At 60.7% G+C, this 25,659-nt stretch carries 21 protein-coding genes and 2 pseudogenes; 10 read left to right on the forward strand and 13 right to left on the reverse strand.

The genetic code is table 11. From position 1 onward, the window contains the following. Positions 1-65 precede the first annotated feature (65 nt). From NMD14_18675 to NMD14_18695, 5 genes and pseudogenes are all read left to right on the forward strand, one after another. Positions 66-1,444: pseudogene (locus tag NMD14_18675) on the forward strand (IS4 family transposase). After that, positions 1,431-1,724, forward strand: a complete 294-nt coding sequence (locus tag NMD14_18680; protein ID XEI32694.1) for a hypothetical protein — start codon at positions 1,431-1,433, stop codon at positions 1,722-1,724. Before NMD14_18675 ends, NMD14_18680 begins: the two are co-directional and overlap by 14 nt. A gap of 110 nt (positions 1,725-1,834) precedes the next feature. Beyond that, positions 1,835-3,255, forward strand: a pseudogene (locus tag NMD14_18685) (IS66 family transposase). Positions 3,256-3,387: 132 nt separating this feature from the next. Beyond that, on the forward strand, positions 3,388-4,311 hold the full coding sequence (gene rarD / locus NMD14_18690) for an EamA family transporter RarD (protein XEI32695.1): 924 nt from the start codon (positions 3,388-3,390) through the stop codon (positions 4,309-4,311). 129 nt (positions 4,312-4,440) lie between these two features. After that, positions 4,441-5,550, forward strand: coding sequence for a YeeE/YedE family protein (locus NMD14_18695; GenBank protein XEI32696.1), 1,110 nt, complete (start codon positions 4,441-4,443; stop codon positions 5,548-5,550). Positions 5,551-5,629: 79 nt separating this feature from the next. Here the strand turns inward: NMD14_18695 and ompA are convergent, their stop codons facing one another. The 6 genes from ompA to ilvG all read right to left on the reverse strand — a co-directional run bounded on the left by ompA (position 5,630) and on the right by ilvG (position 13,427). Continuing rightward, a complete protein-coding gene (ompA, locus tag NMD14_18700) occupies positions 5,630-6,724 on the reverse strand; it encodes a porin OmpA (GenBank protein XEI32697.1) in 1,095 nt (364 codons plus the stop codon). 299 nt (positions 6,725-7,023) lie between these two features. Then, entirely contained in the window at positions 7,024-8,544 is a 1,521-nt protein-coding gene (gene ilvA / locus NMD14_18705) for a threonine ammonia-lyase, biosynthetic (protein XEI32698.1), read from the reverse strand. A gap of 3 nt (positions 8,545-8,547) precedes the next feature. Continuing rightward, a complete protein-coding gene (gene ilvD / locus NMD14_18710) occupies positions 8,548-10,389 on the reverse strand; it encodes a dihydroxy-acid dehydratase (protein XEI32699.1) in 1,842 nt (613 codons plus the stop codon). Between the two features lie 144 nt (positions 10,390-10,533). Beyond that, positions 10,534-11,478, reverse strand: coding sequence for a branched-chain amino acid transaminase (locus tag NMD14_18715; GenBank protein XEI32700.1), 945 nt, complete (start codon positions 11,476-11,478; stop codon positions 10,534-10,536). A 12-nt stretch (positions 11,479-11,490) separates the two neighbouring features. Next, on the reverse strand, positions 11,491-11,769 hold the full coding sequence (gene ilvM, locus NMD14_18720) for an acetolactate synthase 2 small subunit (GenBank protein ID XEI32701.1): 279 nt from the start codon (positions 11,767-11,769) through the stop codon (positions 11,491-11,493). Continuing rightward, positions 11,766-13,427 carry an acetolactate synthase 2 catalytic subunit gene (gene ilvG / locus NMD14_18725; GenBank protein ID XEI32702.1) on the reverse strand — a complete coding sequence of 554 codons (1,662 nt, stop codon included), beginning with the start codon at positions 13,425-13,427 and terminating at the stop codon, positions 11,766-11,768. The genes ilvM and ilvG overlap by 4 nt, the downstream gene beginning before the upstream one ends. A gap of 386 nt (positions 13,428-13,813) precedes the next feature. Between ilvG and NMD14_18730 the strand changes: the two genes are divergently transcribed. The 3 genes from NMD14_18730 to NMD14_18740 all read left to right on the forward strand — a co-directional run bounded on the left by NMD14_18730 (position 13,814) and on the right by NMD14_18740 (position 17,330). Continuing rightward, positions 13,814-15,328: a YifB family Mg chelatase-like AAA ATPase gene (locus NMD14_18730; GenBank protein ID XEI32703.1), complete on the forward strand. Its 1,515-nt coding sequence runs from the start codon at positions 13,814-13,816 to the stop codon at positions 15,326-15,328. A 130-nt stretch (positions 15,329-15,458) separates the two neighbouring features. Continuing rightward, the gene (locus NMD14_18735) at positions 15,459-16,358 is read left to right on the forward strand and encodes an acyltransferase (GenBank protein ID XEI32704.1); all 900 of its coding nucleotides are present in this window, start codon (positions 15,459-15,461) and stop codon (positions 16,356-16,358) included. A 6-nt stretch (positions 16,359-16,364) separates the two neighbouring features. Further along, positions 16,365-17,330 carry an acyltransferase gene (locus NMD14_18740; GenBank protein ID XEI32705.1) on the forward strand — a complete coding sequence of 322 codons (966 nt, stop codon included), beginning with the start codon at positions 16,365-16,367 and terminating at the stop codon, positions 17,328-17,330. On the opposite strand, the gene NMD14_18745 is transcribed toward NMD14_18740, so the two are convergent. Both NMD14_18745 and NMD14_18750 read right to left on the reverse strand, forming a co-directional pair. Beyond that, the gene (locus NMD14_18745; protein XEI32706.1) at positions 17,255-17,761 is read right to left on the reverse strand and encodes a DUF523 domain-containing protein; all 507 of its coding nucleotides are present in this window, start codon (positions 17,759-17,761) and stop codon (positions 17,255-17,257) included. The two genes, NMD14_18740 and NMD14_18745, sit on opposite strands and share 76 nt — an antisense overlap. A gap of 97 nt (positions 17,762-17,858) precedes the next feature. Continuing rightward, positions 17,859-18,509, reverse strand: coding sequence for a DNA mismatch repair protein MutT (locus NMD14_18750; protein ID XEI32707.1), 651 nt, complete (start codon positions 18,507-18,509; stop codon positions 17,859-17,861). Between the two features lie 74 nt (positions 18,510-18,583). Here NMD14_18750 and NMD14_18755 point away from each other — a divergent pair, with 74 nt between their 5' ends. Together NMD14_18755 and pncB are read left to right on the forward strand one after the other, a co-directional pair. Beyond that, positions 18,584-19,219, forward strand: coding sequence for a nicotinamidase (locus tag NMD14_18755; GenBank protein ID XEI32708.1), 636 nt, complete (start codon positions 18,584-18,586; stop codon positions 19,217-19,219). A 189-nt stretch (positions 19,220-19,408) separates the two neighbouring features. Next, positions 19,409-20,587, forward strand: coding sequence for a nicotinate phosphoribosyltransferase (gene pncB / locus NMD14_18760; GenBank protein ID XEI32709.1), 1,179 nt, complete (start codon positions 19,409-19,411; stop codon positions 20,585-20,587). Positions 20,588-20,659: 72 nt separating this feature from the next. Here the strand turns inward: pncB and NMD14_18765 are convergent, their stop codons facing one another. The 5 genes from NMD14_18765 to NMD14_18785 all read right to left on the reverse strand — a co-directional run bounded on the left by NMD14_18765 (position 20,660) and on the right by NMD14_18785 (position 25,646). Beyond that, positions 20,660-21,268 carry a thiol:disulfide interchange protein DsbA/DsbL gene (locus NMD14_18765; GenBank protein XEI32710.1) on the reverse strand — a complete coding sequence of 203 codons (609 nt, stop codon included), beginning with the start codon at positions 21,266-21,268 and terminating at the stop codon, positions 20,660-20,662. A 229-nt stretch (positions 21,269-21,497) separates the two neighbouring features. Further along, positions 21,498-22,487 (reverse strand): serine/threonine protein kinase, encoded by a 990-nt coding sequence (locus NMD14_18770; GenBank protein ID XEI32711.1) that lies wholly within the window; start codon positions 22,485-22,487, stop codon positions 21,498-21,500. A gap of 103 nt (positions 22,488-22,590) precedes the next feature. Beyond that, entirely contained in the window at positions 22,591-24,042 is a 1,452-nt protein-coding gene (gene ccoG, locus NMD14_18775) for a cytochrome c oxidase accessory protein CcoG (protein ID XEI32712.1), read from the reverse strand. A 155-nt stretch (positions 24,043-24,197) separates the two neighbouring features. Next, positions 24,198-24,461, reverse strand: a complete 264-nt coding sequence (locus NMD14_18780; GenBank protein XEI32713.1) for a YihD family protein — start codon at positions 24,459-24,461, stop codon at positions 24,198-24,200. Between the two features lie 30 nt (positions 24,462-24,491). Then, positions 24,492-25,646, reverse strand: coding sequence for a GGDEF domain-containing protein (locus NMD14_18785; protein ID XEI32714.1), 1,155 nt, complete (start codon positions 25,644-25,646; stop codon positions 24,492-24,494). Positions 25,647-25,659: the final 13 nt, after the last annotated feature.

The raw sequence follows: 25,659 nt of genomic DNA on the forward strand, positions 1-25,659 counted from the left end.
TTTTTTTGAACCTTTTCCCTTCTCCGTGATCTGACTCTTTTGCCATCCCTTATCACGGCTCTAATATGCATCTCACCCAACTCGAACAATGGGCATTCGACCAGTTTGGCCATGCCAATCTCAAGGACCCCAGACGCACTGAACGTCTCGTCAAACTCGCCACCGCCCTTGCTCAACAACCCGGAGATTGCGTGTCACAACTTCCCCTCTCACCCGCCGACATGGAAGGCTCATATCGCTTTATTCGCAACCACCATGTCAATGCCGATGCCATTGCTGATGCAGGCTTTGCCACCACCGCAGCCCTAGCCAGGGACTACGACCTGTTGCTGGCACTAGAAGATACCACGGCCCTGACCTTCAACCATGCCAGCGTCCATGATGAGCTGGGGCACACCAATCAAGGCAGTAGTCGCGCTCTGCTGGCTCACTCCGTCTTGTTGTTTGCTCCGCATAAATCGCAGGTGGTCGGCATGATTGCACAGCGTATCTGGACCCGTGATGTCAGCAAGCGGGGAGAGAGCCACCGGCATGCCACCCGGCCTTACAAGGAGAAAGAGAGTCGCAAGTGGGAGGAGGCATCCGTGGCCTTTGCCGCCCGTCTCGGCACTCAGATGGCCAACGTTATCTCGGTCTGTGACCGGGAAGCGGATATCTACGAATATCTGCATTACAAGCAGAGCAACCAACAACGCTTTGTGGTGCGCTCGATGCAAAGTCGCTGTATCGAAGAGCATGACCACAAGCTCTACGACTATGCCCGGCAGTGCCACTCTGCCGGCACCAAGGTCGTCAAAATACCGCAGCGGGGCGGCAGAAAAGCCAGAGAGGCCGTGCTCGACATCAAGTTTACCAAAGTCACCCTAAAGGCTCCGGCCAACAAGCGTAACGAGCCGGATATCCCGCTCTACTACGTGGGATGCATTGAGCAGGGCGATGCCTCTGACCGGCTGGAGTGGCACCTGCTGACTAGTGAAGCCGTGACCGACGATGCACAGGCCCGCAAGGTTATCGGCTATTACGAGCGGCGCTGGCTTATCGAGGATTATCACAAGGTCTGGAAGAGTGCCGGCACTCGGGTAGAAACCTTAAGGATGCAGAGCATGGATAACCTGAAGCGGATGTGCGTCATCTTGTCGTTTATCGCGGTGCGTCTGTTGCAATTGAGGTTTATCAACGAGGAGTCATCGGCACAGAATCAAAGCTGCGAAACGGTGATAGGCCCGACGGGGTGGAAGCTGCTTTGGCGAAAGGTAGAGAAAACGCCGTTGCCAACCAAGGTGCCGGATATGAGATGGGCGTACCGGAGCCTGGCCAAGCTGGGGGCTGGAAGGACACTAAACGAACGGGGCGGGCTTCAATAGCGGCATTATGGGAGGGCTGGTTTCGACTCCAGACCCTCCTGGAAGGCTACGAACTGGCGCAGTCTCTTGAGCACCAATAGTTGTGATCAAGAGACAGGAGAAATCCCCCTTTTGGATTTTTGGCCTTCCATCAACGATCTCAATCCTTATAATGATAAAAAAGCCAACATGTTAAATATAAAGATAAAAATGCTATTTTTTCTGGGAAGCGTACTTTTTCTGGTGATCGGGTTGCCCCTGCTGTTCTTCGTGCTGGGGCACGGCGAGGCCTACGTGACCTGGGGTCCCTGGATCTCCGCTATCGCCCTGATGCTGTGGCTGTTGATGGACGTCGACAAGATCCGCCGCGGTAAAGGCTGACCGGCGTAACTGTTCACCCGCAGGGTATTGACAGGCAAATAATGATACGATCGTCTCTTGATCCACATTTGCTTCTTGTTTGATCCTGCCCATCAGGCAACCTTGTCTTCATGAACAGGAACAACACGCCTCCACCAGGATTGCCGCTCACGCTGGAGCAGGCCAATGAGCTGATTTACAAGCTACTCGACCGTATTGCCGAGCTGGAGGATCGCCTTAATCAACACAGCGGCAATTCATCCAAGCCGCCATCCAGCGATGGCGCAGCGGCCCCACGCTCTGAGCGCAAACGGCCTGCTTCTGGCAAGAAGCGGGGGCACAGCCCGGCCACAAGGGGAGCCGGCGCGAACTGCATCCCCATGATGCCCGGCTGACGACAACGGCTCACTATCCGGCGTCGGAGTGCCTCTGTTGCGGTGGCAACGTCTTGCCTCATGCCAAACCCTACCGCGTGCATCAGGTGTTTGAACTGCCCGAGGTAAGCTACTTCGTCACTGAGCATCGGCTGTTTCGGGGCACCTGCACTCACTGCGTGACCAGTGCCCAGGCTGAGCTGCCCGAGACGATCAGCAGCTGCCAGATGGGCACCCATTTACTCAGTTACATTGCCCTGCAAAGTGGCCAGTTCCATCAGAGCATCAGCCAGATACAGCAGCAGCTTAAACAGCACTTCGGCCTGACCTTCAGTCGCGGTGCCATCAGCGAGGCGCAGGGCCGGGTGAGCGCCATGCTCACCCCCACGCACCAGGCCATCAAGCGGCAGGTGCAGTCGGCAAGCCATATCCATGCCGATGAGACCCGGCACCAGCGCGGTGGCGAGCGGCGCTGGATGTGGTTGGCGCTGAGCAAGATTGCGGTCTGCTTCATGACCGCCTACGGGCGTGGTCAGGATGCCGCCAAGCGGTTGCTGGGTTCTGAACTCGATGGCGTGTTGGTGACAGATCAGTACGCCGGTTACCGCTTCATCGATGCCAGTCAGCGTCAGCTGTGCTGGGCCCATGTGGCGCGCAATGTGGCCGCAATAGCCGATAGCAGTGATGACGTTAATCAGCTAATCGGAGCCCGCCTGGTCCTGCTGGCAGACAGCGTGTTCAGGGCCAGGCACCGATGGGAAAACGGTCTGCTGAGCAAAGAGCGTTATCTGCGAAGGCTCAGGCGATACAGGCAAAACTGGCGCAAGCGGTTGGAATTGGGAGCGTTATGGTGCACCAAGCGTTACCGTGGGCGCTGTGAACTCTTGCTCCGGGATGACGAGATGCTGTGGCGGTTCATGAACGATGATGAGCTCGCCTTGACTAACAACGAGGCGGAGCGAGCCCTGCGCGGTTATGTGCTGTGGCGTAAGGGAAGCTTTGGCGTTTGGTCTCATCGAGGGGAACAATTTCGCCAGCGCATCCTGTCATTGGTGGAGACCGCCAAAAAACTGGGTCGTTGTCCTCAGGAGTGGTTGCGAGCAGTTGTTCGTGCTTGCATCGAGAAAACAGATTACCCCATTCCTGTCGAATTGTGTGTGTCAAGCCCCTGTCGGTGAACGCTTACTGACCGGCCAACCGCTTCCTTCCCCTTAAACTTCGTTTATTCGCTTCTGTCCCCGCAAAAGGATCGCTACACTGATTTTTTGCGATGTTTTCCCGCATCCAACGCTTCAGTAAAGGTCATCCGCATGCAGCAACAGATCCAGCGTCAGGGCGTCATCTACGCCCTGTGCGCCTATACCCTTTGGGGCATAGCCCCCATCTATTTCAAGACCATCTCTGCCGTTCCGGCCGCCGAGATCCTGACCCACCGGATGATCTGGTCCTGCGTGCTGTTGATGGTGCTCACCCTGGCAGGCCGTCAGTGGCACAAGGTGCAGGCGGTGTTGCGTCAGCCAAAAGTGTTGCTCACCTTGGCGTTTACCTCGGTCACCGTCGGCGGCAACTGGCTGCTGTTCATCTGGGCCATCAACAACGGTCACATGCTGGATGCCAGCCTCGGCTACTACATCAATCCGCTGTTCAACGTACTGCTGGGGATGGTGTTTTTGAGCGAGAAGCTGCGCCGCCTGCAGTGGTGGGCGGTCGCGCTGGCCTTTGCCGGGGTGGCGATCCAGCTCATCGCCTTTGGCTCTTTGCCCTGGATTGCGCTGGTGCTGGCGTCGAGCTTCGCCATCTATGGGCTGGTGCGCAAAAAACTGGCCCTCGATGCCCTCACCGGTCTGCTGATCGAAACCATGATCATGCTGCCACCGGCCGCCATCTATCTGTGGGGCTTTGCCGACAGCCCCACCAGCCATCTCACCCAGAACGACTGGCATCTCAACCTGCTGCTGATCGCCGCAGGCGCCGTCACCACGGCCCCTCTGCTCTGCTTCACTGCTGCCGCGACCCGGCTCAAACTCTCCACCCTGGGCTTCTTCCAGTACATTGGCCCCAGCATGATGTTCATCCTTGCGGTCACCCTCTATGGCGAGGTGCTGGCGATGGACAAACTGCTCACCTTCGCCTGCATCTGGAGCGCGCTGGTGCTGTTCAGTCTGGATGGTCTGCGCAATGGCAAGAGCTCCGCTGCGACGCGCAATATAAAGCATTCAGAATCAAGTCAGTAGATAACAAAATCGTCAGAAGCGATATGCCGTTTTCTCGCCTCCTGACCTGTTAAACCGGTAGTCTTGGACTCAATGTGGGAATAGGATCCGCACTCCCTATTTTTCATCCAGCTATAAGGATTAACGGTTATGAATCGAAAATGGTCGCTCCCCATCGTGGCACTCGCGGGGGGAGCGTTACTCTGGCTAGGCAACACCTTTGGTATGAAATGGGCTCTGATGGCCCTGATCGGATTCGGCTTCGGCTTCACCCTCTCCTTCAGCCGCTTCGGCATCGTATTCGGTTGGCGCGAAATGCTGACCAAGCGCAACAGCTACTATGTGCGGGTTCACCTGCTCACCATCGCCATCGAAATTCTGCTGTTCACCTGCTTCCTCTCCTTTAGCCACGCCCTGTTTGGCGGAGCCATGGTGGGCAACGTGATGGCTATCGGCATTCCTTTCATCGTCGGTGCCTTCCTGTTCGGCATCGGCATGCAGCTGGCGGGCGTCTGCGCCACCGGCACGCTCTATTGCTGCGGCGAGGGACAACCCCGCTTCTGGCTGGTGCTGATCTGCTACGGCATCGGCACCCTCATCAGCAACCAGTTCCGCCCCGAACTGGAGGCCACCTTCTCCAGCCATGTGGTATTGGCCCGGGATCTGACCGGTAATATCTGGAGCGGCATGCTGCTCAATCTGGCGCTGGTCGCCGTGCTGTTCATGCTGTTTCGCAACAGCGAACTCAAGCGCACCGGCGAGCTCAAGCCCCTCTTCAGCGGCGGCAACCTGTTCTGGCGCGATGGCCGCTTCACCGTGCTGACCGGCGGCATCATCATCGCCCTGCTCAACTCGTCCGTGGTCGCCCTGCACGGCTCGGCCTGGACCATCACCGGCGCCGTCTATGACATGGCGCTGCGCGGTGCCTCCCTGTTCGGCCTGTTCGAGGGCAACCCGAAACTGGCCCAGCCGCTCTTTATCAACCCCATGGTCGGCATGTTCTGGCTCGGCATTCTGGGGGCCATGCTGGCGCGCTGCCTGAGCGGTGGCGGCAACTTCGCCCCGATGCGACTCGGCAACAGTCTGGCATCCATCATTGGCGGCCTGTTGATGGGGATGGGGGCCATGTACGCCGCCTGCAACCTCGGCGGTTTCTTTGATGGCACCGCCTCCGGCAGCCTGCACGGCTGGGTCTGGATGTTGATGGCCCTCGCAGGTAGCCTGATCGGCATTCGCCTGCGCCCGCTGTTCGGGCTCTGAGGCACGACATCATAAACACCCCACAAGAAACGGGAGGCCAAGCCTCCCGTTTTTGCATTTATCGATCCCGTCGCTCGGCTTATTGGGCGGGTTGGGAGACCCCTTCCAGATGGATTTCCACCCGGCGATCCGGTGCCAGACAGGCGATCAGCTCCTGCTTGGAGCGGCTGGCGCAGCGGTTGCCTGTGACCGGATTGGCCTTGCCACGCCCCTCGACCCGCACCTTGTCGGCATACAAGCCTTTGGATACCAGATAGCTGGCCACACTCTGGGCCCGTTTCTCGGATAGCGCCAGGTTGTAGTTGTCGGAACCGATGCGGTCGGTATAACCGACCACGGTCGCGACGCCATCTTTCGGATTGGCCGCCACAATCTGGCTGAACAGGGCATCGAGCGCCTGATTGGCAGCCGGTTTCAGGGTCGCCTTGTTGAACTCGAACAGCACATCGGAACTCAGACTGAAGGTCTTGGGCTCAACCACGGCTACAGGTGCCGGTTCGGCGGCCGGAGCGGGCGCCGGTGCAACGACCTCGCCACCCTGCTGACCGAAGCGATAGAGCATGCCGAACGAAATCAGACCGTTATCCAGCTCGATGCCGGAGCGATCGAGCGAGGCATCTCCCAGCGGCGTGGTGTACTGGTACTCCAGACGGGCAGCCCAGTCACGATCGATGGCATATTCGGCACCCAGCGCCCCAACGAAGGCGGCGCCATGCTTCTTGCCGGTCTCGCTGGTATTGGCGAAGCTGATCTCGCTATCCGTCCAGGCATAGGCGCCGCCCAGTCGGCCATAAAGATCGAGCACATTCGTTGCCGGGAAGCTGATCTTCATGGTGGCCTGAATCATCTGGCTCTTGGCTTCGGTATTGAGGGCCTTGGTGCCTGTGCCCGAAGTGGTGTCGTATTTGCCAAGCCAGTCATAACCCAGCTCGAAGCCCAGATTGGGGTTGAGCTGATAACCGGCGAACAGGCCCAGCCCCAGATCATCCGTGTTCTCGCTGGTATTGCCCAGAGATTGGGCAATCGACTCGGCATACTGGTTGTGATCAACGCCGTAATAGTTCGACCAACCGGCCTTGCCACCGACATACCAGGTATTGTCCTGAGCGGCGGCCTGCACGGCCCCGGCCGCCAGCAAACCACTGACCAATACCGCAAGCATGGATTTATTCATATGTTCGCCTCTGCAATAAGTCGTTAGGGCGCCTGAGTGCGCACTCTCCCTGTGTGAAGCCGTCAGGCAGCTTCCCGCATTCCAGAGTACCCCATCCGCAGGCAGCCTCAAATGACCAGCAGGTCAGGAGTGTGAGCTTGCCAGCAATATCCGGTGTAAAAATCACCGGTGTACCTACTCATACCGTTTTGCCAGTTAAACCATGACCTTGCGTCGTACGGAGTGGACCTATCCACACGCAGCAATAGAAAAGGGAGGCATAACGCCTCCCTCCTGATGAGTTGTTGAAGCCCCCTTGCTCAACTGGCCAGGAACAGTCGGTAGGCGGGGTCGTCACTCACCTCTTTCCAGCCGTAGCCAATCTCGTGCAGGTAGTCGTGGAAGGCGGCCACGTCCTCGTCCGGCAGCTCGAAGGCGCACAGCACGCGGCCGTAGTCGGCACCGTGGTTACGGTAGTGGAACAGGCTGATGTTCCAGCGACAGCCGAGGGTCTCGAGAAAGCGCATCAAAGCGCCCGGCTGCTCCGGGAACTTGAAGCTATAGAGACGCTCACCGAGGGGCCGGGCCGGGCGGCCGCCAATCATGTAGCGCACGTGGTTCTTGGCCAGCTCGCTCTCGGTCATGTTGACCACCGGATAGCCGTTGCCACCGAGCTGATCGATGATCTGGCCCAGCTCCTCGTCACCACCGGTGAGGCGCACCGAGACGAACAGCGATGCCTGCTCCGCATCCGAGTAGCGGTAGTTGAACTCGGTCACCATGCGGGGCCCCAGCTGACGGCAAAAGTCGAGGAAGGCCCCCTTGCGCTCAGGGATGGTCACCGCCAGCATGCCCTCGCGCTTCTCGCCAATCTCGCAGCGCTCCGACACATAGCGCAGGCTGTGGAAGTTGACGTTGGCGCCGGACAGAATGGCCGCCATCCGCCCCCCCTTGACCTGCTCCCGCTCGCTGTAGGTTTTCAGACCCGCCAGCGACAATGCCCCCGATGGCTCGGCGATGGCGCGGCAGTCGTCGAAGATGTCTTTGAGCGCGGCGCAGATCTGGTCGTTGGAGACGGTCACCACCTCGTCCAGATACTGGTTGCAGAGGCGGAAGCTCTCCTCGCCGATGCGCTTGACCGCCACCCCGTCAGCAAACAGCGAGACTCGCTCCAGATTGACCGGCTCGCCCGCGGCCATGGCCGCCTTGAGGCAGGCGGAACCCTCCGCTTCCACCCCGATCACCTTCACATCCGGCAGCAGCTGCTTGATGTAGACCGCCACCCCGGCAGCCAGACCGCCGCCGCCCACCGGCACAAACACGTGGGTGAGGTGAGTATCCTGCTCCAGCAGCTCCTTGCCGATGGTGCCCTGCCCGGCGATCACCTCGACGTCGTCAAACGGCGGGATCAGGGTGTAGCCCTCCAGTTCGGCGAGGCGGCGGCTCTCGCCATAAGCCTCATCGAAGCTGTTGCCAAACAGCATGACGTTGCCGCCCTGACGGCGCACCGCATCGATCTTGATGTCCGGCGTGGTCTTGGGCATCACGATGATCGCCTTGATACCCAGCTTGGCGGCAGACAGGGCGACCCCCTGTGCGTGGTTGCCGGCAGAGGCAGCGATAACGCCGTGATCCTTCTGCTCCTGGGTCAGGGTGGCGATCTTGTGGTAGGCACCGCGCAGCTTGAAGGAGTGAACCGGTTGCAGATCCTCCCGCTTCAGACTGACGTGGTTGCCGAGCCGCTCGGATAATTTTTTAAGGGTCTGCAAGGGAGTGACGCGCGCCGCCTCGTAGACGGGAGAGAGCAACACCTTGCGTAGATAATCAGCCGCAGAGACCATGACTTATTCCCCCAGCAGGGTGCGATCACGCACCGCACCTTTATCGGCGCTGGTGGCGAACATGGCATAGGCGCGCAGGGCAAAAGAGACCTGACGCTGGCGATCGAGCGGCTTCCAGCCACGAGCTTCCACGGCGACACGGCGCGCGGCCAGCACGCTGTCGGCCACCTCCAGCACCATGCTGCGGGCCGGGATGTCGATATTGATGATGTCGCCATCCTCCACCAGACCGATAGTGCCGCCTGAAGCGGCCTCCGGCGAGACGTGACCGATGGAGAGACCCGAAGTACCGCCGGAGAAGCGGCCGTCGGTGATCAGCGCACACGCCTTGCCCAATCCCATGGATTTCAGATAGGTGGTGGGGTAGAGCATCTCCTGCATGCCGGGGCCCCCTTTCGGCCCTTCGTAGCGGATCACCACCACCTCGCCCGCTTTCACTGTGCCGTCGAGGATACCGTTCACCGCGCTCTCCTGACTCTCGAACACCCGGGCCGGGCCACGGAAGGTGAGGTTCTCCTCATCCACCCCGGCGGTCTTGACGATGGCGCCGTTGACCGCCAGGTTGCCGGAGAGCACGGCGAGGCCGCCCTCTTGGCTATAGGCGTTATCCAGCGAGCGGATGCAGCCTTCTGCTCTGTCCAGATCCAGCTCCGGCCAGCGACAATCCTGACTGAACGCCTTGGTGGTGCGGATACCGGCCGGGCCAGCGCGGTAGAAATCCACCACCTCCTGACTCGGCTGGCGGCTGACGTCATATTCATTGAGCTGTTCGACGAGGGAGCAACCCAGCACGGTACGGGTATCGCCATGCACCAGACCCGCTTTTTCCAGCTGTCCCAGAATCGCTACCACACCGCCGGCGCGATGCACGTCTTCCATATGGTACTTCTGGGTGGAGGGCGCCACCTTGCACAGTTGCGGCACCTTGCGCGACATGCGGTCGATATCGGCCATGGTGAAGTCGACCCCCGCCTCCTGCGCCGCCGCCAGCAGGTGCAGCACGGTATTGGTGGAGCCGCCCATGGCGATGTCGAGCGCCATGGCGTTCTCGAACGCCGCCTTGGTGGCGATATTGCGCGGCAGGGCGCTCTCGTCATCCTGCTCATACCAGCGTTTGGCCAGCGTCACGATGCGCTGGCCCGCCAGCTTGAACAGCTGCTCGCGGTCGCTGTGGGTCGCCAGCATCGAACCGTTGCCCGGCTGGGAGAGGCCAAGTGCTTCGGTCAGACAGTTCATGGAGTTGGCGGTAAACATGCCGGAGCAGGAGCCGCAGGTGGGGCAGGCGCTGCGCTCCACCTGTTCACTCTGAGCGTCCGATACCTTGGGATCGGCGCCCTGGATCATGGCGTCTACCAGATCCAGCTTGATGATCTGGTCGGAGAGCTTGGTCTTGCCCGCTTCCATCGGGCCGCCGGAGACGAAGATCACCGGGATGTTGATGCGCAGAGCGGCCATCAGCATCCCCGGGGTGATCTTGTCGCAGTTGGAGATGCAGACCATGGCGTCGGCACAATGGGCGTTAACCATGTACTCCACCGAATCGGCGATCAATTCACGCGATGGCAGGGAGTAGAGCATGCCGCTGTGGCCCATGGCGATGCCGTCATCGACAGCTATGGTGTTGAACTCCTTGGCAACGCCGCCCGCGGCTTCGATCTCGCGCGCCACCAGCTGGCCCAGATCCTTGAGATGGACGTGGCCCGGCACGAACTGGGTGAAGGAGTTGACCACGGCGATGATGGGTTTGCCGAAATCCTGATCGGTCATTCCGGTAGCACGCCACAGGGCGCGAGCCCCGGCCATGTTACGCCCGTGGGTGGTGGTGGCGGATCTCAACTTCGGCATTGTCTCTACTCCCTGAATGCCCAACGGGCTCATTATCTTTGGAAATGAAAAAGTGACTCTCGGATCGGGAATCGATCCTGGTGAGGGCACCGCGCAGTGCCCTGACCGGAAGCGACTCGGGGAGGCATGGCCCCCCCTCTGCAATCAGTCGTTGACTGGCGTCAGCCAGCCCCACTTGTCCTCGGTCTGGCCGTTGAACAGGCCAAAGAAGGCGTTTTGCAGTTGCTCGGTCACCGGGCCACGGCTGCCAGCGCCCACCTTCATCCGGTCGACGGAGCGCACCGGGGTCACTTCGGCGGCGGTACCGGTCATGAAGATCTCGTCCGCCACATAGAGCGCCTCGCGGGGCAGCGCCTGCTCGCGCACCTCGTAACCGAGATCCCGCGCCAGCGTCATGATGGTGTCGCGGGTGATGCCGGGCAGGATGGCGGCGGTAGCGGGCGGGGTGAACAGTACGCCGTTCTTCACCAGAAACAGGTTCTCCCCCGCCCCTTCGCTCAGATAGCCGTTCACATCCAGCGCCAACCCCTCGGCAAAGCCGTTGCGCTTGGCCTCGCGGCTGATCAGTTGGGAAGAGAGGTAGTTACCGCCCGCCTTGGCGCCGGTGGGGATGGTGTTGGGGGCGAGCCGGCTCCAGGAGGTGACGCAGACATCCACCCCGTTTTTTAGCCCCTCTTCCCCCAGATAGGCGCCCCACGGCAGGGCTGCAACAATGAGATCCGCCTTGGCATCCAACGGCGGATGCAGCCCCAGCCCCACGTTGCCGACAAAGGCCAGCGGGCGCAGATAGCCGCTCTTCAGGCCGTTCTCGCGCACCACGGTGCGGCAGGCTTCATTCACGTCGGCCTCGCTGTAGGGAACGTCCATCCAGTAGATCTTGGCGGAGTCGAACAGGCGGCGGGTGTGCTCCTGCAGACGGAAGATGCAGGTGCCCTTGGGGGTATCGTAGGCGCGCACACCCTCGAACACCGAGGAGCCGTAGTGCAGGGCGTGGCTCATCACGTGTACCTGGGCATCCTGCCAGGGCACCAGTTTGCCGTTGAACCAGATGTATTGCGGGTGAGTGGCGGATTGGGAAGGCTGTGACATTGGCTTGGCTCCTTAAGCGCTGATCCGGGGTTGCTGTTCCAGTGCATCGACCCGGGAGACGTCCACCAGCTTCACCAGCTGGCTCCACAACTGCTGGATGGGACGCGCCGACTCGACAGTAACCGTGATCCGCAGCTGTTGGCAATCCTGCTCCATGTTCAGAGCGCAGAGAGCGAAGCCGCGGTGACGCACCACCCGCAGCACCCGCTCCATCACTTCAGGTCTGGGCTGGGCGTGGATATGCAGGGTGTGTTGTGCAAATGCTGGCTGGGCAAGGGTGTACGGATTCATGGGCGTTGCTCCATCATCTTGTGGTTGGCGACTCCCGGCGGAACCAGGGGCCAGACGTTTTCTTCCTCTGAAGTGGCCACATGCAGCAGATAGGCGCCTTCACTCTTCAGCAGGCGATCGAGGGCACCGGCTATCTGCTCCTTGCATGTGATGGTTTCGCCTGGAATGCCGAAAGCGGCGGCCAGGGCGACAAAATCGGGGTTGTCGGTGAGGATGGTCTCGCTGTAGCGGCCATCGAAGAACAGCTCTTGCCACTGGCGCACCATGCCGAGGCGCTGGTTATCCAGCAGCACCATCTTCACCTTGAGCTGGGCGCGGCGGATGGTGCCGAGCTCCTGCACGTTCATCATGAAAGAGCCGTCACCGCTTACCAGCACCACTTCATCCTGCGGGCGCGACATCTTGGCGCCGATGGCGGCGGGCAGACCGAAGCCCATAGTGCCGAGACCGGCGCTGGAGAGGTGGTTGCGCGGGCTGGTGAAGCGCATATGCTGGGCCACCCACATCTGGTGCTGACCCACGTCGCAGGCCACCACGCTGCTCTCCGGCAACTTGGCAGAAAGCTGCTTGAGCAATGCCGGCGCATAGATGGCCTGCCCCGGATGGTCGTAGCGAAAGGTATATGCGCGGGCCATGGCGGCGCAGTGTTCACGCCAGGGATCGATGGAGAGGGTCATGGCAAGGGCGGGCAACACCTGTTTGAGATCCTGGGTGATCCCCACCTCGGCGGCGCGGCGCTTGCCGAACTCGGCGGCGTCCACATCCAGGTGGATCACCTTGGCCTCGGGAGCGAACTCCTCCAGCTTGCCGGTCACCCGATCATCGAAACGGGCACCCACCACCAGCAGCAGATCGCACTGCTGCACCGCGTAGTTGGCCGCCTTGGTGCCGTGCATGCCGAGCATGCCGAGGTAAACGGGGCTATCGGGGTCGAGCGCGCCAATCCCCTTGAGGGTGGTGACCGCAGGCATGCCGGTTGCGGCAGCAAAGTCGCGCAACTGCTGCTCGGCATTGGCCATGCCCACCCCGCCACCGACGTAGAGCACCGGTCGCTCGGCGGCAGCCAGCAGGGTACGGGCGGCCGTCAGTTCGGCCTGGCTCAGATGCTCGGGCTCTGCCACCGCAAACAGCGGGCTCTGGATCGGCGCATTGGCCAGTTGAATATTGGCCAGCTGCACATCTTTGGGCAGGTCGATCAGCACCGGGCCTGGGCGCCCTTCACTGGCAATGGCGAAGGCTTCGGCGATGACCTGCGGCAGATCGGCCACATCGGTCACCATGAAGGAGTGTTTGGTGCAGGAGAGAGACATGCCGAGCACGTCGACCTCCTGAAACGCATCGGTACCGATGACGGAACAGGGCACCTGACCGCTGATGGCCACCAGCGGCACCGAATCGAGCAGCGCCTCCGCCAGCCCGGTCACCAGGTTAGTCGCGCCGGGGCCGGAGGTAGCGATGCAGACCCCCACCTGCCCGGAGGCGCGGGCATACCCCACCGCCGCCATGGCGGCACCCTGCTCGTGGCGGCAGAGCTGATGGGCCAGACCGCCGTCATACAGGGCATCGTAGACCGGCATGATGGCCCCGCCCGGGTAACCAAACACCTGGGTCACACCCTGTTTCTTGAGAGCCTGTACCAAAAACTGCGCGCCGTTCATCTGGAAAATCCTGTCCTTTGGTCGAAAAAAAACCCCCGAGCGGTGAGGCTCGGGGGTCGCTTGTTTCGTTCTGTCCGGTGGTGGGTCTATCCCTTGTTCCGTGCAGCTAAACGAGCCCCGAGCGGTGAGATAATAATCACCACTAGGACCATAATAATGCTGACGAAACGGGAGGCCATGTTCATAGTTACAACCGGAAATCCTGTCAAATGGGGGCGGTGTGTACCGCGAATGGCTATTAGAACTAGCACAATGATTGTTGCTGGGCAAGCCTTTTTTTTTGTGACAGCCAACTGATTTTGGCTGTTCCCCAGCCGGAATTCTGGAATAAAAAAACCAACGACAAGCAGTTAGTCAGAACATATATCAACTCAAGGACGGGATTTATGTCATTAGCTGTGGTTTATAGCCGTGCCAGCCTCGGGATCGCTGCCCCGCAAGTTACAGTGGAAGTTCACCTCTCCAACGGCCTGCCCGCCTTCAACATGGTGGGCCTGCCGGAAACCTCGGTGAAGGAGTCGCGGGATCGGGTGCGCAGCGCCCTGCTCAACGGCAATTTCGAGTTCCCGAGCAAACACATCACCGTCAATCTGGCCCCCGCCGATCTACCCAAGGAGGGCGGCCGTTTCGATCTGGCCATTGCCATCGGCATTCTCGCTGCTTCCAAGCAAATACCGGCAAAATACCTGCTCAATCATGAATTTTTAGGGGAGTTGGCCCTGACCGGCGAGATCCGGCCCGTGCTCGGGGTGCTGCCCGCCGTATTGGCCTGCCGCGATGCCGGACGCACCCTGCTGGTGCCGCGAGAGAACGGCCCGGAAGCCTCGCTCATTCAAGATGCCGAGGTGCGCACCGCCCACCAGTTGCTGGCCGTCACCGCCTGGCTGGCGGGCCAGTACGCGCTGCCACTGCCGGACCCACAAAGCGCGGAGAGCCTGCCCGATGTACCGGATCTGCAGGATGTGATCGGCCAGTCACAGGCCAAGCGGGCACTGGAGATTGCCGCCGCCGGCAGCCACAACCTGCTGTTCATCGGCCCGCCCGGCACCGGCAAGAGCATGCTGGCCAGCCGATTGCCCGGCATTCTGCCACCGCTGAGCGAGCAGGAGGCGCAGCAGACAGCCGCCATCCACTCCATCGGCGGGCTCACCCCGCGCGCCGGTCACTGGCATCACAGACCCTATCGCACACCCCACCACAGCGCCTCGTCGGTGGCGCTGGTGGGCGGCGGCAGCCACCCAAGACCCGGCGAAATTTCGCTGGCCCACAACGGGGTGCTGTTTCTGGATGAATTGCCCGAATTCGAGCGCAAGGTGCTCGACTCCCTGCGCGAGCCGCTAGAGACCGGCCACATCACCATCAGCCGGGCCGCCCGTCAGGTGGATTTTCCCGCCCGCTTCCAGCTGATCGGCGCAATGAATCCCAGCCCCTGCGGCCACTATGGCGACGGCCAGACCCGCTCCAGCCCGGATCAGATCCTGCGCTACCTCGGCAAGCTCTCCGGCCCCTTTCTCGACCGCTTCGACCTGACGGTGGAGGTGCCGCTGCTACCCAAGGGGAGCCTGACCGGCAAGGCGGATCGGGGCGAGTCGAGCCAGCAGATCCGCGAGCGGGTGCTGGCGGCACGGGAGCGCATGCTGAGCCGCAACGGCAAGCTCAACAACCTGTTGGATAGCCGTGAAATCGAAGAAATTTGCCGATTATCAGCGCAAGATGCCGAATTTTTGGAGAACGCCATCCAGAAGCTGGGGCTCAGCATCCGGGCCTGGCACCGCATTTTGCGGGTGTCACGCACCATCGCCGATCTGGTGGGACAGCCCGCCATCGGCAAGGAGCATCTTATCGAGGCGCTCGGTTATCGCGCCATGGATCGGCTGCTGTCGCGGTTGCGCAGCGGCTGAATGAGAGGAATGGGAGATCGCCATACCACAGATGGCCCTCTGCATGGTCTAGCACGCCATCGGCTGATATTATGGCCACAGATCTGACCACTTGATGGCCCTTTATCGACAGCAAGACGGACCCGAACTCATGCCCAACAAGCTGATAGAGCGACTGCGCGGCAGCCTCTCCACCCTGCTCTATTTTTTCAACACCCTCTTCTGGTTTGTTCCCATCTTCTCGCTGGGTCTGCTCAAACTCCTGCTCCCCTTAGAGGGGTGGCGAACCCTCTGCAACGCCCTGCTGGATGGCTGTGCCAGCTGCTGGATCGGTTTCAACAATCTGATCCAGAAAACCATCATCAGAACCCCTTTCGAGGTGGTCGGAGTGGACAAAGGGCGCCGGAATGAGTGGTATATGGTGATTGCCAATCATCAATCCTGGGTCGACATACTGGTACTGCAGCGGATTTTTAATCAAAAAATTCCCTTCCTGAAGTTTTTTCTGAAGAAAGAGCTGATTTGGGTACCTTTTCTCGGGCTGGCCTGGTGGGCACTCGATTTCCCCTTCATGCGGCGATACTCCAAGAAATTTCTGGAAAAATATCCCCATCTGAAGGGAAAAGACATAGAAACAACCCGTAAAGCCTGTGCCAGGTTCAGCCATATTCCGGTCAGTGTGATGAACTTCGTCGAGGGCACCCGCTTCACCAAGGGCAAACATCAGAAGCAGGGATCGCCCTATCATCACCTGCTCCACCCGCGGGCTGGCGGCATCGCCTTCACCCTGGCGGCCATGGGTGACCAGTTGCATCAACTGGTAGATGTCACCATCGCCTATCCGGACGGCATCCCCAGCTACTGGGACTTCATGTGCGGCCGGGTCGGACAAATCAAGGTTCAGGTCCGCTATTTGCCGATCGACCACAAGCTGGTGGGGGATTACTTCAATGACCCCGAGTTCCAACAAGAGTTTCAACAGTGGTTGAACGGGATCTGGCACGAGAAGGACCAGACCCTGAGCCAACTGCTGGCAACCAAGGCGCAGTAGACATCCATGCTATCTCTGCTTCCCGGCCCGCTGGTACTGATCATCAGCGCGGGCCTGACCATACTGTTCACCGCCTTGTGCGCCAGCCTGATCCTGCTGGTGTCGCTGGCCAAACTGCTGCTGCCAATTCCGGCCTTTGGTCGCGCCTGCAGCCGCCTCAACAACCGCTTCATGCGTCTGTGGCTGGCCTGCAATGCGCTGGTGATCCGTCTCACCACCCGCATCGACTGGCAGGTGGAGGACGACACCCGGCTGCGCAAGGATGGCTGGTATCTCATCATCAGCAACCACATGAGCTGGACCGATATCGTGGTGCTGGGTCATCTGTTCCGGGATCGACTGCCGGTGCCCAAGTTCTTTATGAAGCACGAGCTCATCTACATCCCGCTGCTGGGGCTCGCCTGCTGGGGGCTCGACATGCCCTTTATGCGCCGTTATTCGAGAGAGTTTCTGTTAAGAAATCCGCACCTGCGCGGCAAGGATATCGAGACCACCCGCAATGCCTGCGAGAAGTTTCGCCACATCCCCACCACTGTCATCAACTTCGTGGAAGGGACCCGCTTCACCGAGCAGAAACGGGATGCGGCCCACTCCCGCTATCGTCACCTGATGCCGCCCAAAGCGGCGGGGCTGGCCTTTACGCTGGCAGCCATGGGCGAGCAGTTCGACAGCCTGATCAACGTCACCATCCGCTATCCGGACAATGCCGAGACCCCGTTCAAGGACTTCCTGATGGGGCGGGTAAAACGCATTCAGGTGCGGATTGAGGAGCTGCCGGTGAATGAGCAGTTGGTGGGGGATTACTTCAACGACAAGCAGTTCAAGCGCGGTTTTCAGGAGTGGCTAAACCAGCGCTGGCAGGAGAAGGACGATGTGCTGGAGGGGTGGCAGAGCGGTCAGTCACCGCTGCCAGTTGCCGCCAAATCCGGGGATGAATCCAAAGAGAGTGCCGAGGCCAACTCGGCCAACTGATCTTCGGAAAAGACCACAATCCCGTGGCGGCGCAGCAGGGCAGTGGTCTTGCCCTCGCCCGCCACAGAAACACCTTCGAAGCGGCCGTTATAGATACGGCCGCTGCCACATGAGGGGCTCCCCTCTTTCAGCAGGGCGAAGCGAATGCCCTGCGCCAGGCAGATTTCCAGCGCCAGTTCGGCGCCACGATCAAACTCTTCCGTCACATCCAGCCCGCTCGCCGTCACCACGAGCTCGCCCTGCCGCTCGGCAGGAGGACGCGGGGTCGGCAAACCGCCCGCCACTTCGGGGCAGAAAGCCAGCGCTCGCCCGTCGGCGCCCAGCGCACTCAGCCAGTCGCTGACAATCCCCTTGCTCTGGCCGTCGTAACGCACCGGCTGACCCAGCAAGCAGGCACTCACCAGCACCTTGTGCACGCTGGTCTCACTCATGCTTTGCTCCCCCACTGGCTAAAACCTGGGCCATCGTAGCGCAACGAACATGGACCCAGCAGACAGGCGCTCACCAACACACGAACGGGATTCGCACTCACGCTTCCGCTCCATGCATCACCTGATCGAACATCACGCAGCAGGGGCTCTCCAGCCGGTATAGGATGGCGGGGCGCTGTTTGCCGGTGCGCTTGCGGCCGGTATCTAGCAGGATGTCGGCGCGATGGATCCGCTTGCGAAATGCCGCCGTATTCATGGGGGTTTGCAGGATGATTTCGAAGGCGCGCTGCACCTCGGAGAGGGTGAACTCGGGCCCCAGCAGTTGCAATGGCAGGGTGCTGTAGCGGCTCTTGATCCGCAGCCGCTCCAGCCCCCTGGCGATGAGCTGGACATGGTCAAAGGCAAGACTGAGCCCCGGCAGGGTGGAGAGCGGATGCCAGCAACCGTGGATCGGCTCCACTTCCGGATCGACCAGGCAGAGATAGACCAGGGTCGTGGACCAGCCGCGAGGATCCCGCTCCAGATTACCGAGGGTGCAGACTTGCTCGCTGTAGCAGTGACCGAGTCCCCACTCCGCCAGCAGGCGGCGCTGGGCAGCATCCAGATCCCGATCCCGGGTCTCGTCGATGCGCAGCGCCGGCAGTTGCCAGCAGTGGGCAAAGGGGGGGCGATCACGGGTCTCGAGGAGTAACTCGAGCCGCTCCTCGTTCAATCGCAACACCACCATATCCAGACTCATTCTCAGCATGCCGATCGCCCTGCTCGCCTTCCATTAATGTTTGGTAGATAATATCACAGGAATATTATGTGCAGGAGCCACCCATGGGAACCATCGCCAGCCTGGATATAGATGCGCAGAAGGGCTTTACCCCCCTCTGCCCAAACGAGCTGCCCGTTGCGGGCGGGGCTGATATTGTGGCTGCGCTCAACGCGCAGGCTGCCCTCGCCACGCTGCGAGTCGGCAGCAAGGATGCCCACCCCGCCAATGCAGTCTGGGTAGCCAGCGAGCCTGCCGCCATGTTGCAACCGCTGGATCTGCCCAACGCCGATCTCACCTGGCCGGTGCACTGCGTGCCGGGCAGCAAGGGCTTCGAGCTGCTCGACGGCCTGCCCGCCCCCATCGACTATGACTTCTTCGTCTGGAAGGGGGTCGAGCCGGATCTGCATCCCTACGGCACCTGCTTCCACGACCTGGCCGAACGGCGCAGCACCGGGCTCATTGAATTCCTGCAAGCCCGCAAGGTCGATACCGTGCTGGTCGGCGGCCTCGCCACCGACTACTGTGTCAAAACCAGCGTGCTGCAACTGCGTCGCGCCGGTTTCCGGGTGATCGTCCATCTCGATGCCTGCCGTGGCATCGCGCCCGCGACAGTTGCCAGCGCCCACACCCAGATGATCGAGGCTGGCGCCGAGCTGGCCCAGACCCTGATCGATGTACAACGCCTGCTGGACGCCTGATATGCCCCCAATCCTCACCCGCCAACCCGATACCGGCGCCTGCAATTTACCTATGCAACTGGCGTTCGCCCGCCTGCGGGGAGCCTGATATGCCACCGATTCTTACCAGCCTGCTCGATACCGACGCCTGCACGTTACACATGCAGCAGCGGAGCACCATCATGCTCACCAGTCTGCGAGGAGCCTGATATGCCTCCAATCCTCACCAGCCTGCTCGATACCGACGCCTACAAACTGCACATGCAGCAAGCGGTATTCCATCGCTATCCGGATGCCGAAGTGGTGGCCGAGTTTCACAGCCGCAATGAAGAGGATCTGCTACCCATGATGGGGCAGATCGAGGAGCAACTGCGCCTCGCCGGATCCCTGCGACTGACCAAGCCCGAGCTCGATTTTCTGGCCGAACGCCCCTTCTTCACCCCTGATTATCTCGACCACCTGCGCCGCAAGCCGCTCGATGCCTCCCTGCTCAAGGTGTTCGAGCAGGATGGCCGCATCAATGTGCGGGTCGAGGGCCCCTGGCAGGATGTGATCCTGTGGGAGATCCCGGTGCTCGCCATCATCAGCGAGATGCGCAACCGCTTCCGCTACCCCCAGTTTGGCGTCAGCCATGCGCTGGAGCGGCTCGATCAGAAGATCGACAAGCTGGAGAAGGAGCTGAGCAGCGACGAGATGAGCGAGTTCAACCTCATCGACTTCGGCACCCGCCGCCGCTTCTCCCACGCAGTGCAGGATGCGGTAGTGGGTCGTCTCAAGGAGCGGCTGCCGGCGTTTCGCGGCACCAGTAACTACATGCTGGCCCAGAAGTACCAGCTGCCCGCGGTCGGCACCCAGGCCCACGAGTGGTTCCAGGCGCACCAGCAGCTCGGCTTCCCGCTGGAGCACAGCCAGCGCGCCGCCCTCACCAGCTGGCTGGATGAGTTCACCGACCATCTCGGCATCGCCCTGACCGACTGCATCACCATGGATGCCTTCCTGCGGGACTTCGATTTCGAGCTGGCCAGCAGCTATCAGGGCTTGCGCCACGACTCCGGCGATCCCGTGGTGTGGGGCGAGAAGGCGATCAGCCACTATCAGCGACTCGGCATCGACCCCACCGATAAGACCCTGGTCTTCTCCGACGGGCTCAACCTCGACAAGGCGGTGCAGCTGTTCCGCCACTTCCGCGGCCGCATCAATACCAGCTTCGGCATCGGCACCAAGCTCACCTGCGATCTGCCCGGTGTCAGCCCGATGAACATCGTCTTCAAGCTGATCGAGTGCAATGGCGGCCCGGTCGCCAAGATCTCCGACAGCCCGGGCAAGACCCTCTGCCGGGATGCGGACTTCATTCGCAACCTCAAGCAGGCGTTCCACGTCGGGGTCTGATCTTCGAGAGCGCCAGAAAACAAAAAGCCCGCCGGTTCGCACCGGCGGGCTTTTTTATCAACTCAAAAAGTATCAGTCTTGCTTGGCCAGCAGGAACTGCACCAGCTTGTTGAACTGCTCTTGAGAGGTGATGGATTCAATCTTCACCATGTACTTGCCGTTCACCAGGAAGGCCGGTACGCCACGGATTTTGTAGCTCTCCATGTTGCGATCGAACTGGGAGACCATGCCGGAGACGGCGAAGCTGTCGACGGCACCGTCGAACTCTTCGGCCGGTACGCCGTTGTCCACGAAGATCTGCTTCACGTCGTCACGGCTCATCGGCGGCTGACGCTGGGTGTGGATCTTGGTGAAGATGGCCGGAGTCAGCTTGGCTTCGGCGTTGAGCAGGCTGGCAACAGCGTAGGCACGCTGCATCTCGGGGCCCATTTCGCCACCCATGAAGTTCACCGGATTCTTCTTGAAGGGAACCCCTTCCGGCAAACCGGCCTTGAGCTGGTCAACAATAGGTTCGAAAGTAGCGCAATGCGGGCAGTAGTAGGAGAAGAACTCCATCACTTCCGGTTTGGCGGTCGCAGTCTGCTTGACCACATCGTAGTTGACGCCTTCCTTGAACTCGGGGGCGGCGTGAACCATGGGGATCATCAGCATGGCAGCAAGGAAAAATAGAACTTTTTTCATGATGTTTCCTGTTAAGGGATCACTGTGAGGCACGCCCGGCGAACCGAAGCAGTGCCAAGCCTATTGTTTCGCCATGCTGACGTCAATGGTCAGGGCCGGAGATCGAGTCCCGCTGGCCGCGCAAGATCCCTTCCATTTCACCAGTCTGGCATCAGACTCAACGGTGGCGCCTTCAGTGCCTCCAGCTGATCGTACCGCTGGTGGGGCGATCTGCTGGCCACCGGATAAGTTACCACCCCGGCATCAGGGTCAGCGGCGGCGCCTTCAGCGCTTCCAGCTGATCGTGCAGGGTCGCTATCTGCTGGCGCCAGTAGTGATCGGTATTGAACCAGGGGAAGTGACGGGGGAAGGCGGGATCTTCCCAGCGCCGCGCCAGCCACGCCATGTAGTGAACGATGCGCATCGCCCGCAGCGGCTCGATCAGCGCCAGCTCCCGCGAGTCGAACTCCATAAACTCCTCGTAGCCCGCCAGCAGGGTGTCGAGCTGGATCTGCTGCTCGTGGCGCTCGCCGCTCAGCATCATCCAGAGATCCTGAATCGCAGGGCCGGTGCGGCAATCATCGAGGTCGACAAACATGGGGCCGTCGCGCCACAGGATGTTGCCCGGGTGGCAGTCGCCATGCAGCGAGATCTGCGCCACATCCAGGGTCATGGCGTCACTGACATGTTTGATCAACTCGTCCAGCACCCCGAAGAATTGCTTCGCCAGCCCGCTCGGCAGCCACTCGCCAGACGCCAGCAGCTGACGCGGTTCGTGCAGCATGCTCTCCACATCGAGCCGCACCCGATGATGAAACGGCTTGCTGGCGCCGATCTGATGAATGCGACCGAGGAAACGCCCCACCCACTCCAGCTGATCGAGGTTATCCACCTCGAACTGGCGGCCACCGACACTCTGCCAGATGGCAAAGGGGTAGCCCTCGTGCTCCAGCAGGGTCTCGCCCGCGAAGGCGAGCGGCGCGGCGACCGGGATCTCAGCCTCCGCGAGACGGGTGGCAAACTCGTGCTCCTCGAGGATCTGGGCCCGGCTCCAGCGGCCGGGACGGTAGAACTTCACCACATAGCGGCGACGATCCTCATCCTGAAACTGATAGACCCGGTTTTCGTAACTGTTGAGCTCGATAAGGCCGGAGTCGAGCCGCAGGCCACTGAGATCGAGCGCATCCATGATGAGGTCGGGATTGAGGTCGGAATAGTTGAAACGCATGTCATCCACCATAAGAAAGGGGCGCCGTTGCGCCCCATTCTATCACTACTGCCCGATATTGCCGTGCTCGCTGGTGACCGGACGGGTGTCACACCCGGCACACCACCACACGCGGTTACAACCGGCTGATAAACTTGCTGCCCTGGCGCAGGTTGCCCTTGCTGTCATCGGGCGCCGCCCCCTCCCGTTTCAGCACGAACTGGATATCCAGCGCCGGCCGCTTCAGGTTGTAAGGATCGACCGCCAAGCTGACCGGCAGGGTGTAGATCTCGCCCGCCTTCAGGGTCACTTCACGGGGGCCGAACCACTGATACTCGGGCAAACCCTCCACATCCAGCTGGTAGGTCTGGGACTGCAGGGTCTTGTTGAGGATCTTGAGGGTGTAGGTGTTCTCGATAAGCCCCTCGCTGTTTTCGCGGAACAGCTGGTTGCGATCCCGCAGGATATCGAGCCCCATCGGCATGATGGACATGGCGTTGTAGACAAACACCCCCAGCATCACCGCCATCACCAGCCCGTAACCAATCAGCTTGGGCCGCGCCACATGGGTGGAGTCGTTGGCCAGCTTGTGCTCTGTGGTGTAGCTGATGAGCCCTTTCGGGTAGCCCATCCGCTCCATGGTCTGGTCGCAGGCATCGACGCAGGCGCCGCAGTTGATGCACTCGTACTGCAGGCCGTCGCGGATATCGATACCGGTCGGGCAGACCTGCACGCAGAGATCGCAGTCGATACAGTCGCCCAGCCCCATCGCCTTGGGATCCGCCTTGCGGGAGCGGGCGCCACGGGTCTCGCCACGCTTGGTGTCATAGCCGACGATGAAGGTGTCTTTGTCGAACATGGCGGACTGGAAGCGGGCATAGGGGCACATGTGGATACACATGATGGCGCGCATCCAGCCCGCATTGCCGTAGGTAATGATGGTGAAGAAGAGCACCCAGAACAGCACCCAGCCACCCGCCTGCAGGGTGAAGAAGTCCGGCACCAGTTCAGTCACATCCTGGAAGTAGGCGACGAACGTCAGGCCGGTCACCAGCGAGATCGCCAGCCAGGCCAGATGCTTGGCACCCTTGCGAGCCAGCTTCTCGCCGCTCCAGGGCGCCTCGTCCAGCTTGCGCCGCTTGTTGGCGGGCCCTTCCAGCTTCTCTTCAAACCAGATGAACATGAAGGTCCAGACCGTCTGCGGGCAGAGATAGCCACACCAGACCCGACCGAGGAAAGTGGTGACGAAGAAGAGGGCGAAGGCGGCAATCATGAAGAGCCAGGCGAGCAGGGTCAGATCCTGCGGCCAGATGGTGGCGCCAAAGATATGGAACTGCTGGTGACCGAGGTCGAACAGCACCGCCTGTCGCCCCTCGTAACGCAGCCAGGGCAGCAGCACGAACAGCGCCACAAAGAACCAGCCCATGGCCTTGCGCACCCGCTGCCAATACCCTTTTTGGGCCCGCACATAGATGCGGTTGCCCGGGTTGAATCTGTCGTCGCTGGCTTTGAACGTATGGGGGTTGAAGGTCCCGGTTACGTCCTTGTCGGTGACGTCCTTGATATCGATTTTATCGTGGTCGGCCATTGCAAGACATCGCTCCCTTATTTGTTATGGAGCGGATTATATCTTAAACAGCATGCTAATTGTGTGGATTAGATGTATCTAACATTGGCGTTTGATCGCAATTTTCGGCAACAAAAAAGCGCATCACCCCAGGGTGATGCGCTTCCGCAAAAGATTCACTTGATTCCGCGGGCCTTCAGCAGCGCCTCTTTGAAATCGGGTACGTGATCCTTGGCCAGACCGGGGATCATCGCCTGCTTGTCGGATTCCCGCATCTTGAGGTGATAGATCAGCATGTCGTCGGTCAGCTCGGACAAGGCGCCGTCATAGCCAGCTTCCGCCGCCAGTTTGGCAACAAACTGCACCAGGCTGAGATCCTGTTCCTTGATCCAGGCGGGCTGCAACAACTCCAGCAGCTCTTCGATACGATGACATTGCATAGACAACCTCTTTAATCTGTCACGTTAAACTCAGGCAACCTTACCCATCAAGGCTACTTCGATTCGATCCCGCCCATTATGCTTGGCCTGATAGAGTGCCGCATCCGCTTTCTGGATCAAATCGGCGATTTTCATGCTGTTATCCGGTATCAGTGTCGCAACACCAAAACTACATGTGACCCGACCGGAGACCAGTGACTTCTGATGCGGGATAGCCAACTTCTTGAGCGCCTGCCGCACATTGTCCGCCACCTGTAACGCCCCCTGCATGCCGGTGCAGGGCAGCAGCAGGGCGAACTCCTCGCCCCCGTAACGGGCCGCCAGATCGTCCTCGCGCCGCTCCACTTCGGCCAGTAACACCGCCACCTGTTGCAAACAGTCATCCCCCAGCTGATGGCCGTAGAGATCGTTGAATTGCTTGAAGTAATCCACATCCACCAGCACCAGCGACAGCGGCGCCCGGGCGCGATGACAGCGGCGCCAGGCCCGCTCCAGGCTGTAATCCAGATGGGCGCGATTGGCGATGCCGGTCAGACCATCCAGCCGAGAGGTGAGCGTGAGGTGCTCGGAGACCGCTTTCAGTTCGGCCACCAGTTCGGCATTGGAGAAACGGTGATGGAGCGAGGTGATCAGATCCCGCCGCATTCGACACAGCAGGGTCGGCAGAAAGACCAACAGATAGCCCGCCAGCATGCAGGAGACAATCCGCTCCTGCTCGTTGCCACTGCCCAGCTCGAACAACATCGCCATGCCCAGCGGCAGGGCGGAACCATAGAGGGTGCGGCGGCTGCCAAACAGCATGATGGCGCTGCCGGTAAGAATGAGGCTGGAGAGCATCATCATGGCAGCCCGATAGGTATCGGGAAGCTTGTCCATGTAGAGCAGCACCCCGAGGGCCCAGATGATGGAGGTGATAGTAGCGCCGATAAAGAGCTCCCGCTCCAGCACCGGTAGCTGGGTCTGGTGCAGGCGGGATCGCCGCCAACGCAGGTGCCAGCCCCAGCCAAGCAGCCACAGGAAGGTCCCGGCCAGCCAACCGAGTGCTTCGGTGGCGGGCAGATAGTCGTGAAACAGCAGACTCCAGCCAAATGCCAACACGCCCAAACAGGGGAGACTGAACGATGCGTGGGTATAGAGCTGGGCCATGATGGCCTGCTTCACCTGGCGTGTCACACTCTGGGTCAACTGAGTACTCCTG

It is taken from the genome of Aeromonas veronii (assembly GCA_041319085.1).
GTDB lineage: Bacteria > Pseudomonadota > Gammaproteobacteria > Enterobacterales > Aeromonadaceae > Aeromonas > Aeromonas veronii_F.

What these genes read in the sequence shown, in the direction of transcription:
- rarD (XEI32695.1), top strand. Translation starts at nt 3,388, where the DNA reads ATGCAGCAACAGATCCAGCGTCAGGGCGTCATCTACGCCCTGTGCGCC.
- NMD14_18695 (XEI32696.1), top strand. Translation starts at nt 4,441, where the DNA reads ATGAATCGAAAATGGTCGCTCCCCATCGTGGCACTCGCGGGGGGAGCG.
- ompA (XEI32697.1), bottom strand. Translation starts at nt 6,724, where the DNA reads ATGAATAAATCCATGCTTGCGGTATTGGTCAGTGGTTTGCTGGCGGCC.
- ilvA (XEI32698.1), bottom strand. Translation starts at nt 8,544, where the DNA reads ATGGTCTCTGCGGCTGATTATCTACGCAAGGTGTTGCTCTCTCCCGTC.
- ilvD (XEI32699.1), bottom strand. Translation starts at nt 10,389, where the DNA reads ATGCCGAAGTTGAGATCCGCCACCACCACCCACGGGCGTAACATGGCC.
- NMD14_18715 (XEI32700.1), bottom strand. Translation starts at nt 11,478, where the DNA reads ATGTCACAGCCTTCCCAATCCGCCACTCACCCGCAATACATCTGGTTC.
- ilvM (XEI32701.1), bottom strand. Translation starts at nt 11,769, where the DNA reads ATGAATCCGTACACCCTTGCCCAGCCAGCATTTGCACAACACACCCTG.
- ilvG (XEI32702.1), bottom strand. Translation starts at nt 13,427, where the DNA reads ATGAACGGCGCGCAGTTTTTGGTACAGGCTCTCAAGAAACAGGGTGTG.
- NMD14_18730 (XEI32703.1), top strand. Translation starts at nt 13,814, where the DNA reads ATGTCATTAGCTGTGGTTTATAGCCGTGCCAGCCTCGGGATCGCTGCC.
- NMD14_18735 (XEI32704.1), top strand. Translation starts at nt 15,459, where the DNA reads ATGCCCAACAAGCTGATAGAGCGACTGCGCGGCAGCCTCTCCACCCTG.
- NMD14_18740 (XEI32705.1), top strand. Translation starts at nt 16,365, where the DNA reads ATGCTATCTCTGCTTCCCGGCCCGCTGGTACTGATCATCAGCGCGGGC.
- NMD14_18745 (XEI32706.1), bottom strand. Translation starts at nt 17,761, where the DNA reads ATGAGTGAGACCAGCGTGCACAAGGTGCTGGTGAGTGCCTGCTTGCTG.
- NMD14_18750 (XEI32707.1), bottom strand. Translation starts at nt 18,509, where the DNA reads ATGCTGAGAATGAGTCTGGATATGGTGGTGTTGCGATTGAACGAGGAG.
- NMD14_18755 (XEI32708.1), top strand. Translation starts at nt 18,584, where the DNA reads ATGGGAACCATCGCCAGCCTGGATATAGATGCGCAGAAGGGCTTTACC.
- pncB (XEI32709.1), top strand. Translation starts at nt 19,409, where the DNA reads ATGCCTCCAATCCTCACCAGCCTGCTCGATACCGACGCCTACAAACTG.
- NMD14_18765 (XEI32710.1), bottom strand. Translation starts at nt 21,268, where the DNA reads ATGAAAAAAGTTCTATTTTTCCTTGCTGCCATGCTGATGATCCCCATG.
- NMD14_18770 (XEI32711.1), bottom strand. Translation starts at nt 22,487, where the DNA reads ATGGTGGATGACATGCGTTTCAACTATTCCGACCTCAATCCCGACCTC.
- ccoG (XEI32712.1), bottom strand. Translation starts at nt 24,042, where the DNA reads ATGGCCGACCACGATAAAATCGATATCAAGGACGTCACCGACAAGGAC.
- NMD14_18780 (XEI32713.1), bottom strand. Translation starts at nt 24,461, where the DNA reads ATGCAATGTCATCGTATCGAAGAGCTGCTGGAGTTGTTGCAGCCCGCC.